The following is a 13563-nucleotide window of genomic DNA, read 5'->3' on the forward strand; positions in this document are numbered from 1 at the left end:
CCATGTGGTTATTAACAGATTATCATGTACATTTGTAGCTTAAAATAATTTAGAAAATCCAATGAAAGAATTTATTCAAGTACTCAGACGTTTTGTCCCCCCTTACAAGAAATTCTTATTCCTTAGTATCTTATTCAATATCCTGTCGGCCATATTGAATGTTTTCTCCTTCACGCTAATTATCCCTATCCTTCAGATACTTTTCAAAATGACGGAAGCTCACTATAGCTATATTGCCTGGACCGACCCGGCCGTTGGTTTGAAAGATATTGCGATTAATAACTTTTACTATTACATAACCGACCTAATCAATCAATACGGACAAAGTACCACGTTGCTCATCTTGGGAATCTTCCTGGCAATAATGACATTCCTAAAAACAGGTTGCTACTTTCTTTCGTCGGCCACAATGATACCTATCCGGACCGGTATAGTGCGCGACATACGCAATAAGTTGTACCGCAAGATTCTGTCCTTACCACTCGGCTTCTTTTCCGAGGAAAGAAAAGGCGATATCATTGCCCGTATGAGTGGCGATGTACAGGAGATAGAAACGTCCATCATGAGTTCGCTCGATATGCTTTTCAAAAATCCCATATTGATTTTGGTTTATTTCGGAACCTTAATCGCTATTAGCTGGAAACTGACTTTATTTACGCTGGTCGTATTACCTATTATGGGATGGGCCATGGGAAGCGTAGGAAAAAAGTTGAAGAGAAAGTCATTGGTAGCCCAAGGGCAATGGAGTGATCTGATGTCTCAGGTAGAAGAAACATTAGGAGGTTTGCGCATTGTAAAGGCGTTCAATGCAGAAGTCAAAATGGATAAGCGTTTTACTCAGGCCAATGATGATTACCGAGATACCATCAGCCGCGTTAACACACGTCAGCAACTGGCGCACCCACTGAGCGAATTCCTGGGAACTATACTGATTGTCATCGTATTATGGTTTGGCGGCACCCTCATCTTAAACCACAACTCAACCATTGACGCTCCTTCGTTCATCTTCTATCTGGTAATGCTTTACAGCCTTATCAATCCGCTAAAAGAATTTTCAAAAGCAAGTTATGCCATCCCCAAAGGACTCGCTTCCATGGAACGTGTTGACAAAATATTGCTGGCCGAAAACACCATGAAGATTAGCGAAAAGCCGGTTCCCATTCACGAATTAAAAGAACAGATAGAGTTTCGTGATGTTTCTTTCCAATACGAAGCAACTCCCGTGTTGAAACATATCAATCTGGTCATCCCCAAAGGGAAAACGGTAGCGTTGGTCGGTCAATCGGGCTCGGGAAAATCTACATTGGTCGACTTGTTACCTCGTTTTTACGAAGCAACCGAAGGAGAAGTTTTAATTGACGGAATCAATGTGAAAGACAGCACACTGACTGACCTGCGCAGCATCATGGGTAATGTCAACCAAGAAGCCATACTCTTTAACGACACCTTCTTCAACAACATCGCTTTTGGTGTGAAGGGAGCAACGAAAGAACAGGTTATTGAAGCTGCCAAGATAGCGAATGCACATGACTTTATCATGGCCAGCGAGCAAGGATATGACACCAATATTGGCGACCGCGGCGGAAAACTATCGGGAGGACAGCGTCAACGAATCAGCATTGCTCGTGCCATATTAAAGAATCCACCCATACTGATTCTGGACGAAGCAACTTCCGCACTCGATACCGAATCGGAACGTATGGTACAAGAAGCACTCGAAAACTTGATGAAGAACCGCACCACCATTGCTATTGCCCACAGACTGTCGACCATACGCAATGCCGATGAGATTTGCGTTCTTCACGAAGGAGAAATTGTTGAAAGAGGTAAACATGAAGAACTATTTGCACTAAACGGATACTACAAACGCTTGTGCGACATGCAAAGCTTCTAATAACAAACAAAAAATAAGCAGGCTGTTAGGACGGAATCACCCGTTTTTAACAGCCTGCTTCTTATATAAAGTGATCTTTCAATTACTTATGCATTTCCACTATTTGAGTAGGCGCCATTTCCACATTGCGCTTATCGACCTGGCGTACCAAACTAGCTGCCAATGATAAAAATGCACGACCGGTAATAGAATCCTCATCGAGAGCCACCGGACGACCATTATCACCACCTTCCCTGATACTCTGAACAATAGGAATCTGTCCCAAAAGCGGCACATTCATTTCCTCAGCCAATCTCTTGGCACCTTCTTTTCCGAAGATATAATATTTATTTTCGGGCAATTCGGCAGGCGTAAACCACGCCATGTTTTCAACTAACCCCAGAATAGGCACATTGACCTTTTCGTTGGTGAACATATTGATACCTTTGCGTGCATCAGCCAACGCCACATCTTGCGGCGTACTTACCACAACCGCACCCGTCATTGCCAACGTTTGCACCACGGTAAGATGAATGTCACTTGTTCCGGGAGGCAAATCAATCAAGAAATAATCCAGCTCTCCCCATAACGCATCACCTATGAGTTGTTTCAACGCATTGCTGGCCATACCACCACGCCACAAAGTAGCCTGATCGGGGTCAACAAAAAAGCCGATTGACAACAACTTCACACCATATTTCTCAACCGGAACAATCATTTCACGGCCATCAACCTTCTCTGCATAAGGACGGGCATCCTCTACCTGAAACATCTTAGGCATAGACGGTCCGAATACATCGGCATCCAGCAAGCCCACCTTATAACCCAGTTTAGCCAAAGCAACGGCCAGATTAGCAGAAACAGTCGACTTCCCTACACCGCCTTTTCCTGACGATATACCAACGATGTTCTTCACCTGAGGCAATAGCTGAGTGACTTCGGGACGAGGAGTTTGCATAGTCTTCACACTGATATTCCCCTGAATCTCAACATCCCTGCTTACATAAGTTAATATAGCAGTTTCGGCCGCTTTGACAACCGATTTCATAAACGGATCAGTCGGCTTCTCAAAAACAAGCGAAAAAGAAACCTTCATTCCCTCAATACGAATGTTATCCTCTACCATACCGGCCTCCACAAGGTTTTTACCGGTACCGGGATAACGCACATTGGTCAGTGCATCCAATATTAGTTTCGGATATAGTGTCATCCTTTTATTGATTTATCCTCTTCGCCTCCCACAAAGAAGAATGATTTAAATGAATAATAACCTCTCTCTCTCCGGGAGGAGAACGGGAGAGAGGTACTACTTGCTCGATTGCAGACCACTACGCTTGCTGCGGTTGTAGCTGCGATACGAATCCAGTTCGATCTCCACATCGGGCTCTTTTAAAACACCATCCTGCGGCAATGCAAACTTAATATATTTAATACTTAAACCACGATCCAACCATTGTTGTTCATAGTAAGTCTTAATTCCCAAAATATCATCAACCAAATTCGAGTGATACAGATCCTCGGTAATAAACAAAACCGGCAATTTATTTTCTTCAATCATGTATCGGGTATACGTGAACATGAAATTACTGTCGGTCTTCACGTGAATGATACCATCCGGCTTCAGAAACTGTCGGTAACGATTCATGAAATACGTAGAAGTAAGTCGCTTGGTAGCCTTCTTCATCTGGGGATCCGAGAACGTAAGCCATATTTCGCTCACCTCTCCTTCAGCAAAGAAACGCTCAATGATTTCAATATTCGTGCGCAGGAAAGCCACATTTGTAAGCCCCTCACTGATGGATTCCGTAGCACCGCTCCACATGCGTGCTCCTTTAATATCAACAGCAATGAAGTTCTTATCGGGAAACATGCGTCCCAGTCCAACGGTATACTCCCCCCGGCCACATCCCAGCTCCAGCACAATGGGGTTACTGTTCTTAAAAAACTTCTCGTGCCATTTTCCTTTCATCTCAAAAGGAACATTTTCCGCTACAGAATAAGGATATTCGAATACATGCGGATAAGCTGCCATGTCGGCAAACTTCTGTAGTTTATTTTTTCCCATCGGGATTCCTTTTAAATAGTTTCTACCCAACCGGTGTAATTATAGAATACACGGTCATTGAATTGTTGACGAAACAAAGCATATTTATCTACCCCGGTGCAATGACAAACGCCCAATCGTTTAGGCAAATTCACACCCAGAAAAGAAGAAATAACATTGAACTTCTCATTCTCTGCATTGTGAATGTGGAAACCTCCCAGCACCAGTTTAAAAGACATGCCCGGAAAAACCTCCTGAACAGTTCGCATCATGTTAGTAATTCCTCTGTGCGAGCAAGCGCTTAATAAAGAAACAGACTTCTCCTCCTTCAGAACCAAAGCCAGTTCATCGTTAAAAGAATCATCCACCTTCTCACCATCCACTTCCACAAAGAAACGTTCAAAATGAGTATCCACCTTATCGGTTATTTTAATCTCCGGAAACACAAAAACACCCGGCACGATTTCCGTGCATGTATCAACAAACCAAAAGCGTTTGTCATCATGTACATCGGCATGCATCATACCGTTTTCTCTTTCCTCCTTGTATTTTGGTGCAAAAATATCCTTTTTGCACACAATCCGCGCCCGGCTATTCAACTTAAGGAAATGATGGAGTCCGCCCGTGTGGTCGCGATGTCCGTGAGACAGTACCACCAAGTCGACTTCAGCTAAATCAATTCCCATCAAACGGGCATTACGAATAAATAGATCCGAAGCACCGGTATCAAAAAGAACCTTATGCTCCGCTGTTTCAACAAGCAGGGAAAGCCCATGCTCTCCCTGTAGCCCCTTACCATAAACACAGTTCTCGGCAAGAGTCGTTATTTTATAATTCATTCTGAATTTATTATTCAACAATAGTTACCCAACCGTGCGCATCCGGTTCGTCGCCGTACTGAATAGCTCTAAGCTTATTGTACAATTTGGTGCATACCGGACCCGGTTTTCCGTCTTTAGAAAAGACATACGATTTATTATTTTCAACGTCATCAATGCGTTGTATCGGACTGATAACTGCTGCCGTACCGCAAGCACCTGCCTCCTCAAACGTGCTTAGTTCCTCTTCTGGAACAGGGCGTCTTTCTACTTTCATGCCCATATCCTCGGCCAATTGCATTAAGCTCTTGTTGGTGATAGAAGGCAAAATAGAAGTTGACAAAGGAGTAATGTATGTATTGTCTTTGATACCAAAGAAATTGGCAGCGCCACATTCATCAATGTATTTTTTCTCTTTCGCGTCGAGATAAAACTCACTGGTATAGCCCAAATCGTGCGCCATTTTATTGGCACGCAAGCTGGCTGCATAATTACCACCCACTTTGTAAATACCGGTACCCAACGGTGCCGAACGGTCAAACTGACGGAAAATTACATAAGGATTAGTAGAGAAACCACCTTTAAAATAAGGACCAACCGGAGTGACCAATACCAGAAACAAATATTCATCGGCCGGATGAACACCAACCTGCGCACCCGTCCCAATTAACAGCGGACGAATGTAAAGCGATGCTCCACTTTCATAAGGAGGCACAAAACGTTCGTTCAGCTTAATCACTTTAAGAACAGCCTCACGAAAACGCTCCGTAGGAAGTTCGGCCATCAAGATACCGCGACAAGTATCCTGCATACGTGCTGCATTATCTTCCAAACGAAACACACGAATCTTACCATCCTTACCACGAAAAGCCTTTAACCCTTCGAAAGCCTCCTGACCATAATGTAAACAAGTAGCAGCCATGTGCATGTTAATGTACTCGCTGCTGCTTACCTCCAGCTCGCCCCAGGCTCCTTCACGAAAATTGATTCTCACATTGTAATCTGTCTTCATGTAACCAAAAGACAAATTCGACCAGTCTATTTCTTTCATTTTATTCAGTAATTAGTCATTTTCCTTTCAACGAACAAAAATAACCTTTATTATTCAGATTGCCGCTTTTCTTGCAGTAATTTTTCTATTTCCGCATCCGCTTTCGTTAGTTTGTCGGAACAAAAAGCTATAATTTTGTTTGCTTCCTTTATTTTATCAGCCAAAACATCCAGCTCCAATTCGTTGGCATCAATTTGTCTCACTATCTCCTCCAAACGGGCCATTGCCTCCGTATACGTTTCCTTTTTTGCAGCCATATTCTTTTATTTAACTGTTAACTTTACTAATGACAGAATCTACCTCCCCTTTTGCCAGACGCGTAGTCAGCCGGTCGCCCTCACGCAAGCTCGTTGCATCAGTAACCACCTTACCCTCTTTGAGCGTTAAGCTGTACCCCCGTTGCAACAAACGCTCCGGCGAAGCATCTTCTACCCGTTGCGCCACCAGCTCCAGCCGATGTTTCTGCGCGGTAAGCAACACCTGCACGGCACGATGCATATCCTTGCGTGCGGTAAGTAATTGCATTTTGGCAGCCGACAAACGAGAAACCACTGCCGAAGGAATGCGCCGTTGCAAGTACATCAATCTTTGCTTTTCCTCTTCCATCCGGTTCAAAGCCACATCCCTGAGCTGCTCGGCCCAATGAAGAAGTTGCGCGGCAGCATCACTCATCCGCGCCACCAAATATTCCGCTGCTGCCGTAGGCGTTTTTACACGGGTATGCGCCACAGAATCGAGTACAGTATCGTCTCTTTCATGACCGATGCCCGTTATCACAGGCAACGGAAACTGAGCACAAGAAGCCGCCAGAAGATACGTATCAAAGCCCGACAAATCGGATGTAGCCCCACCTCCCCGAATAATAACCACCACATCGAACTCATCTATCCGGGCATGTATCTTATCGAGCGCCTGTAAAACAGAATCTTCAACCTGATTGCCCTGCATCAGGGCCGGAAACAGCTCCGTATAAAAATAAAAGCCGAAAGAGTTACTCTGTAATTGGTGACAAAAATCACCGTAACCGGCAGCGGTGGGCGACGAGATTACAGCAATGCGTTGAGGCAGCAAAGGCATGTCTAACTCCTTGTTGAGTGTTAGCACACCCTCCTCCTCTAGTTGTTTGAGTATCTCACGACGGCGCCGAGCCATATCGCCCAACGTATACGTAGGATCAATATCATGCACAGTAAGGCTGTATCCGTATAACTCATGAAACTCTACCGATACCTTTACCAGCACCTTGATGCCCGATGTAAATGCCTGACCGGTAGCCTCTTCAAAATAAGGTCTCAGTATGCGATAAATGGTTGCCCAAATAGTACCTCGCGCTTTGGCCACCAGATTATTGCTACGCGGATCTTTCTGAATAAACTCCAGGTAACAATGCCCCGTGCTGTTTGAACGCACATCACTCAACTCTGCCTGCACCCAATATTCGTCGGGCAGGCATTGCGACAAACTGCGTTTTACCAATGCGTTCAGCTCAAAAAGAGAGAGACTTTCCATTTATTTTTGTTTATTGGTCCATTGATACGCCTTCCAAAGATCAGGCACACCGTAACCGTAAATATTATCCGGGAAAGATGCCCTGTCGCCCGAAGTTCTCACCAAATCGATCAACTGATGAGCCGTAAGTTGCGGACAAGCCTGCCACAGGCAAGCCACCATGCCGCACATGATGGGTGAGGCAAACGAAGTACCGTTTGCATTTCCCGCAACACCGTCGGTTCCCATTACATCGGCAGCCATACCTACCGCCACCACATCGGGCTTAATGCGGTTATCGGCCGTATTGCCTATGGAAGAGAACGGAGCCAGAATGCCTGTTTTAGCAATAGCCCCCACCGTAATAACATGTTCAGCATCGCCCGGAGGAGTTATCTTTTTCCAAGAACCACTTCCCGAATTTCCGGCACTACACACAACCACCATACCCTTGTCGGCCGCTTTGGAAGCCTGACGAGACATCAAGGCATATTGCCCGTTGAGGTTGCGGTATTCGTAATTTTTTGATTGATCATCGAAAGCATAATACCCCAGCGACGTATTGACCAAATCAACGCCAACACTATCGGCAAATTCAATAGCCGCTGCCCAATAATCTTGTTCCACCAAATTTTCAGAATATTCATCTTCGCTGCGAAGCAACCAGTAATCAGCTTCGGGAGCCGTACCCACCATTACATAAGGCTGATTCATGCCCATGCACGAAAGCACCTTCATGCCGTGACTGCTCTCAGCATAAATATCGCACGAAGAGTTTACAAAATCCTTCACACCTACAATATGTATATTCTGCATCGCCTTGATACGATCGGCATTGTGAAAGCCCGCATCAATGACTGCAATGGTCATTCCCTTGCCCCTGAACCCGGCTTCATGCAACTTATCGGCCTTACTCATTTGTATCTGACGATAAGATTTCCCATAGTAAAGGCTGTCCACACGCACCACCTTATCCGTTATAGAATCTCTTTTCAACGCCTTGTCTTTGTTCGTGCGGGTAAGCTGTTGCCACACCTTCTCCACCGACCGAACAAAAGGCAGCCTACTGATGCGAGCCATGCGCGAACTGTCGTTGCAAGAAACCGTCACGAAATTATCCCATTTACCAGTTACTACAATCCTCACCCCTTGTTTCCGAATAGCCTCAACATACCTGGCGCATACGGGCAAGTCGGTCGAGTCTACCGATAACTGCTGGCGGGCACGACGTGCCAATGCCTTTGCCGATAAAAACTCCTGCGGCTTGCTGAGCGAGTAAGTCGTTGCTGCCTTATCGGTTAAACTCACCCTAAATTTTAATGTATCTTTCTGTGCTGCGACTGTAATCGATACAAACGCAAGCAGTGCCATAGCAAATATTCTCATAAAAACTCTTGTTGACCGGCCACCATTACCAGCCATCTTTCTTATCATTAATAATTAAGTTGATTCCTCTTTGCGAAGCGATGTATGCTCCTCCTAAAACCCGGTTTCCGTCGTAAAAGACAGCCGATTGTCCGGGTGTTACCGCCGACGCTTCCGCCAAAAAGCGAACCAGCCACCGCCCGTCGCCCAAGTTCAATACCCGGCAGGGAATAGCCTGACTCCGGTAACGAATGCGTACTGCCAGATTGCTGCACGAAAGCAATTCAGCCTCATCCGTTATCTGCGCCTGTTCAAGCAACATATACTCCGTTTTCAGTTGTTCGGCCTCACCCAACATCACTGTATTCTTTTCCGGGTTGAGTTTGAGCACATACATGGGTTTTCCCAAAGCAATTTCCAGTCCTTTTCGTTGTCCGACGGTGTAATAAGGAAACCCTTTATGGCGTCCCAACTTCACCCCATCGTGACTAACAAACCATCCTTCGCCAATCTCCTCATCAATCTGAGGGTCATACTTCCGGAGGAAATCGCGATAATCACCCTCAATGAAACACACCTCCATGCTTTCGCCCTCGCGTGATTTTGCAACAAAGCCTTTGCGATTGAGATATTCGCGAACTTGCAATTTATTGTAACCCCCTAACGGAAAAAGGCAACGCCTCAACACCGCCTGTCCCAGTCTCCACAAGAAGTACGACTGATCTTTACCTTCATCCTCGCCGCGCACGATGTACATTTGCCCGTTCCGCTCCTCCAACTTAGAATAATGCCCGGTTGCAATGTACTGACATGCTAATTTATCGGCCCACTCCAGCAATATGCGAAATTTAAACAGCGGATTGCATAACACACAAGGGTTAGGCGTACGACCGTGCCTATATTCATCCATAAAGTTTTTCACGACGACTTCCTTGAAGGGCACACGTTCATCGACCACATAATGCTCCACCCCTATTTTTTGCGCCAGCTCCTTGGCATCGGCAATAAAATCATCTTTCTCCCAAACACGCATGGTAAGTCCTACCACCTCGTATCCTTGTTCCTGTAGCATCAAGCAGGTAGCCGAACTGTCTATCCCACCGCTCATCCCAACTAAAACTTTCTTTTTCCCTTCTTTCATCCAACAAATAAATGAATACTGCAAATTTACATGATTTTGAGGAGATTACCAGCTTCGCTACATAAAATGCATGAAAAAAAGTATCACCAAGTATCACCAACGTCATAACTGGTTGATAACCAAACTATTGTGTGTGATACTTGCCTTAAAAAAAGCCTCACCAAGTATCACCAAGTATCACCAACTTTTTCGATAGTAATTCATTACATATTTCTGCTATTTATTCTTTCTATATAGGATCTTTAGTTAGCATGCTTCTGCGATTTATTTTGCAGGTGAGCAATTTTCGTCTACACCCGGATCTACACAGTTTGTACACCCCCGTGTATACGGTCTGTAGATCCGGGTGTATAACATCTGTACACCCGGGTGTATGGAAAGTTTTGCAAGGAGAAGCCAATTATTTGATTATTGTTGCATGAATTGGAGAAAATCAATACCTTTACATTATATATCAAGTAAAGCATCGTTTTTTCGCAACTGCTTGTTTGAATGTAGATGTGTTCAACCCATCAGGGCTGAGAATAACCCCAAGAAAGTGGTTTTTTGTGCCCTTCAATATAATTGAGCAGGCCATTGAGCTAATATTAAACGGCTCGATAATTTATTATCAATATGACCACAATGTCAAGTCTATAATTTTGAAATTATGACTCCGAAATGATATAATCGCATGAATATAGAATTCATCAATAGCACAAACCACTTCTTCCCTGAGGTTATAACACTAGGGAAGAAGAATTCTGCCACATTAGGGTTTATGCCTGATGGTGGGTTTGAAGACCATGCAAATAAAAACGCCATCATTATTGCACATAATGATGCGGATTTGTGTGGCTATTTGATGTTTCGTGAGGTCCCTCGATATTCAAGAATCAGTATCGCCCACCTATGCGTAAATGATGAGTTCAGAGGTCAGAAAGTTACCAGCAAGTTGCTAGATGCCCTTCGACAAAAGTATCAAAGTAAATATTCTGGCATTGCTTTGAGTTGCCGAGAAGATTATGTAACAGCATCTAAAGTATGGGAGAGCTATGGATTTGTCTCAAAAGGGAAAGTCCGTAGTCGCAGCTTGGATGAGCATTATCTGAATAAGTGGTGGTATGACTTCTGCAAACCTGACTTGTTTAGTTTAGCTGCATCAAACTCCCTAAAAGTTAAGGCTTTACTCGATGCAAATATCATAGTCAAGCTACGTGATGCAGCAACCAATTACAACCCCTCGGAAGACCCTCGTGGACTTTTGGCAGACTGGTTGACAGACGAGACTGAGTTGTATTTTTCCCCTGAAACATACAACGAAATCAATAGAGATGCGAATCTCAAAAGAGCCGAAAAAACGAGAGGTTTTTTAAGTACTTTTATTGAAGAGAGGTGCGATGTCGAAAAACAAAAGCAGGTAGCGAATGAATTAAAGACAATAATTAAAGGTAATTCAGATAACGACAAGTCAGACAGAAAACAATTGGCAACCTGTATAGTCTCTGATATAAGTTATTTCATAACCTTTGACTATGGGATTATAGGTAAGAGAGAAACTATAGAGGCTCAATATGATATTCAAATATTCACGCCTCAAGAGTTTATTATTGTGATTGATCAACTACTTAATAAGGAAGAGTATTCTCCATCTTTATTACGTGGCGTAATCAGGCACTCTGTATCAAATATTAAGAATGACGAACTTCAAAAATGTATAGATTCATTTGTCGATCATAACTCTAAAGAGAAAAGATTAGCATTTGAAAATATTGTTTACGGCACCGTTTTAAAGCCGGATAATACAAAAGTAAAGGTAATAAAGAGTGATACTGAATACTTGGCTTTTTACGCTTATACATACCAGCAAAACGAGTTAACGATTCATTTTCTAAGATTAATGCATCGAAGAGATAGCCACACTCTCTTTATGCAACTTATTGCAGATTTTATTTCAAAAGCAATTAAACGAGATATCTCCCAAATTGTTATTCTAGAGACTTGCCTTGCGAATAGCTATAAAGCGACTCTTTCTCGGATGGGTTTTGAAAAACAGATAGATTCGGCTACTTGGATTAAATTACTGTGTAATAGTATTGTCTCGAAATCAGACTTGACATTAGTCATAGAAAAGGCAAATATTGAAACTTCGTGTGTTGATTTACAATCTGCCGATGATGCTCAATTATTAGATATTGAATGTAGGTTATTTCCTCTAAAAATATGGGATATTAATATACCGTGCTATATAATTCCAATTAGAGCATTCTGGGCTGGACATTTATTTGATGCGAATATTTCAGGGCAAACATTATTTGGAGCTGAACCAGATAAGCTATGGAATATAGAGAATGTGTATTATCGAGCCACAAAGCCAATAACCGAGATTGCCCCTGCTCGCATATTATGGTATGTAAGTAATAATAAAAATACGAGCCGTAGTAAGTCTATTGTAGCAACTTCTTATTTGGATGAGGTATTGACAGATAAACCGAAAATATTATATCGAAATAATAGACACTATGGCATTTACGAATGGCAAAACATATATGAACTATGTGACGGGAATATTGAGACAGATATTAGAGCTTTGAAGTTTAGCAAAACAGAAGTATTTGAATATCCTGTTAGTTATAATGATATTCAACAGATATTGAAAGATAATGGGCGAAAAGGAAATAGCTTTGCATCGCCACTGAGAGTGAGTAAGGAAATCTTTAATCAGATTTATAAATTAGGAAAGTGCAAAAAGTAAGCAATATAAAAAAGTATCTATTCATATCCGTGAAACCGGAATTTGCGAATAAAATTATCGCAAAGGAGAAGTGTATAGAGCTACGAAAGATTAAACCTCACGTAAAAGCTGGTGATTATATCATAATATATGCATCATCGCCTATTAAATGTGTGGTTGGATTTGGTAAAATTAAACAAATAATAGAAACGACCCCAATGGAAATGTGGAGTAATTACTCTGAATATTTGGGAATTGATGAATTGAGATTCTCAAACTATTACGCAGGACGTAAAAGGGCTATCGGAATTGAAATAGAAACAATAAAGTCTGTTACCCCTATTAACTTAATAAGCCTCAAAAAGGTAGACGCAAACTTTCATCCTCCGCAAGTTTACAGATATGTAACAAATGAGCAAGTTTGCGAAACCATCACCAAATTTTTAGCACTGAAGTAATATACTCAACAAAATACAACTATTCGAACAGAAATCAAGAGGATTCATGATATGGCAAAAGAAATAATAATAAACGATAGCGAATACGCTCAAATATTGTAGCAAGCAGTTTCTGAGATTCAAACTGCTCGCACTATTGTTGCCCGACAAGTAAACACAACCGTCAATTCTGTATATTAGAATATCGGGAAGCTACTCTTTGATAGGAATTTAGAGAGTGGATATGGTATAGTGGCGTAGTTAAGCGTTTATCGGTGGACCTGAAAGAACAGTTCCCTGATATGGGATTGTCTCCTCGCAACCTTTGGGATATGAAGCGTTTTTATGAAAGATATAAAACGGGTGATTCAATGAGGGTGTGTCAAAACAGGCACATCCTCTTTTTTTCTAATCGCTAGCTTGTCTCTAATCTAAGTTTACCTATGCCGCAATTTTCGGAAGCGGTGACTTCAAAGTCGCCCAATTCATCCCATAAATCGCTTTTAAGTGTGTGTACAGTCGGTAAATTAGGTCAAGAAATAGTTTAGAGGCTTCCTTGGCAATTTTTGCGCACATCTTTTTGATATTAAAGGCAATGACAAAGAAGGCAAAGTCCATTGTAACCTTTTCTTT

12 protein-coding genes and 1 pseudogene are annotated in these 13563 nt (G+C 42.7%); 4 read left to right on the forward strand and 9 right to left on the reverse strand.

Annotated features, from left to right (window positions below; translation table 11 throughout):
* Positions 1-61 precede the first annotated feature (61 nt).
* Positions 62-1894, forward strand: coding sequence for an ABC transporter ATP-binding protein (locus tag C511_RS0107065; RefSeq protein ID WP_024996666.1), 1833 nt, complete (start codon positions 62-64; stop codon positions 1892-1894).
* Between the two features lie 82 nt (positions 1895-1976).
* Here the strand turns inward: C511_RS0107065 and C511_RS0107070 are convergent, their stop codons facing one another.
* From C511_RS0107070 to mnmA, 8 genes are all read right to left on the reverse strand, one after another.
* Positions 1977-3083, reverse strand: a complete 1107-nt coding sequence (locus tag C511_RS0107070) for an Mrp/NBP35 family ATP-binding protein (protein WP_024996667.1) — start codon at positions 3081-3083, stop codon at positions 1977-1979.
* A 96-nt stretch (positions 3084-3179) separates the two neighbouring features.
* Positions 3180-3938: a tRNA (guanosine(46)-N7)-methyltransferase TrmB gene (gene trmB, locus C511_RS0107075; protein ID WP_024996668.1), complete on the reverse strand. Its 759-nt coding sequence runs from the start codon at positions 3936-3938 to the stop codon at positions 3180-3182.
* Between the two features lie 11 nt (positions 3939-3949).
* Positions 3950-4756 carry an MBL fold metallo-hydrolase gene (locus C511_RS0107080; RefSeq protein ID WP_024996669.1) on the reverse strand — a complete coding sequence of 269 codons (807 nt, stop codon included), beginning with the start codon at positions 4754-4756 and terminating at the stop codon, positions 3950-3952.
* Positions 4757-4766: 10 nt separating this feature from the next.
* Positions 4767-5786, reverse strand: a complete 1020-nt coding sequence (locus C511_RS0107085; RefSeq protein ID WP_024996670.1) for a branched-chain amino acid aminotransferase — start codon at positions 5784-5786, stop codon at positions 4767-4769.
* A 50-nt stretch (positions 5787-5836) separates the two neighbouring features.
* On the reverse strand, positions 5837-6043 hold the full coding sequence (xseB, locus tag C511_RS0107090) for an exodeoxyribonuclease VII small subunit (RefSeq protein WP_024996671.1): 207 nt from the start codon (positions 6041-6043) through the stop codon (positions 5837-5839).
* A 10-nt stretch (positions 6044-6053) separates the two neighbouring features.
* A complete protein-coding gene (gene xseA / locus C511_RS0107095) occupies positions 6054-7295 on the reverse strand; it encodes an exodeoxyribonuclease VII large subunit (protein ID WP_027317980.1) in 1242 nt (413 codons plus the stop codon).
* On the reverse strand, positions 7296-8660 hold the full coding sequence (locus C511_RS0107100) for a S8 family peptidase (protein ID WP_027317981.1): 1365 nt from the start codon (positions 8658-8660) through the stop codon (positions 7296-7298).
* 25 nt (positions 8661-8685) lie between these two features.
* Positions 8686-9780 carry a tRNA 2-thiouridine(34) synthase MnmA gene (gene mnmA / locus C511_RS0107105; RefSeq protein WP_027317982.1) on the reverse strand — a complete coding sequence of 365 codons (1095 nt, stop codon included), beginning with the start codon at positions 9778-9780 and terminating at the stop codon, positions 8686-8688.
* A 673-nt stretch (positions 9781-10453) separates the two neighbouring features.
* Here mnmA and C511_RS0107110 point away from each other — a divergent pair.
* The 3 genes from C511_RS0107110 to C511_RS18300 all read left to right on the forward strand — a co-directional run bounded on the left by C511_RS0107110 (position 10454) and on the right by C511_RS18300 (position 13349).
* Positions 10454-12514, forward strand: a complete 2061-nt coding sequence (locus C511_RS0107110; RefSeq protein WP_027317983.1) for a GNAT family N-acetyltransferase — start codon at positions 10454-10456, stop codon at positions 12512-12514.
* Positions 12502-12951 (forward strand): ASCH domain-containing protein, encoded by a 450-nt coding sequence (locus tag C511_RS16320; protein ID WP_051260474.1) that lies wholly within the window; start codon positions 12502-12504, stop codon positions 12949-12951. The genes C511_RS0107110 and C511_RS16320 overlap by 13 nt, the downstream gene beginning before the upstream one ends.
* 281 nt (positions 12952-13232) lie before the next feature.
* Complete coding sequence (locus C511_RS18300) at positions 13233-13349, forward strand: hypothetical protein (protein ID WP_244877226.1); 117 nt, start codon at positions 13233-13235, stop codon at positions 13347-13349.
* Between the two features lie 22 nt (positions 13350-13371).
* Here C511_RS18300 and C511_RS17480 read toward each other — a convergent pair.
* Positions 13372-13563 (reverse strand): annotated as a pseudogene (locus C511_RS17480) (IS5/IS1182 family transposase); the annotation flags it as partial.

The organism is Bacteroides graminisolvens DSM 19988 = JCM 15093 (assembly GCF_000428125.1).
GTDB lineage: Bacteria > Bacteroidota > Bacteroidia > Bacteroidales > Bacteroidaceae > Bacteroides > Bacteroides graminisolvens.

Excerpts from the sequence above, each read along its gene's own strand:
- C511_RS0107100 (WP_027317981.1), bottom strand. The coding sequence starts at position 8,660 with ATGAGAATATTTGCTATGGCACTGCTTGCGTTTGTATCGATTACAGTC.
- xseA (WP_027317980.1), bottom strand. The coding sequence starts at position 7,295 with ATGGAAAGTCTCTCTCTTTTTGAGCTGAACGCATTGGTAAAACGCAGT.
- C511_RS0107080 (WP_024996669.1), bottom strand. The coding sequence starts at position 4,756 with ATGAATTATAAAATAACGACTCTTGCCGAGAACTGTGTTTATGGTAAG.
- trmB (WP_024996668.1), bottom strand. The coding sequence starts at position 3,938 with ATGGGAAAAAATAAACTACAGAAGTTTGCCGACATGGCAGCTTATCCG.
- C511_RS0107085 (WP_024996670.1), bottom strand. The coding sequence starts at position 5,786 with ATGAAAGAAATAGACTGGTCGAATTTGTCTTTTGGTTACATGAAGACA.
- C511_RS18300 (WP_244877226.1), top strand. The coding sequence starts at position 13,233 with ATGGGATTGTCTCCTCGCAACCTTTGGGATATGAAGCGTTTTTATGAA.
- xseB (WP_024996671.1), bottom strand. The coding sequence starts at position 6,043 with ATGGCTGCAAAAAAGGAAACGTATACGGAGGCAATGGCCCGTTTGGAG.
- mnmA (WP_027317982.1), bottom strand. The coding sequence starts at position 9,780 with ATGAAAGAAGGGAAAAAGAAAGTTTTAGTTGGGATGAGCGGTGGGATA.
- C511_RS0107065 (WP_024996666.1), top strand. The coding sequence starts at position 62 with ATGAAAGAATTTATTCAAGTACTCAGACGTTTTGTCCCCCCTTACAAG.
- C511_RS0107070 (WP_024996667.1), bottom strand. The coding sequence starts at position 3,083 with ATGACACTATATCCGAAACTAATATTGGATGCACTGACCAATGTGCGT.
- C511_RS0107110 (WP_027317983.1), top strand. The coding sequence starts at position 10,454 with ATGAATATAGAATTCATCAATAGCACAAACCACTTCTTCCCTGAGGTT.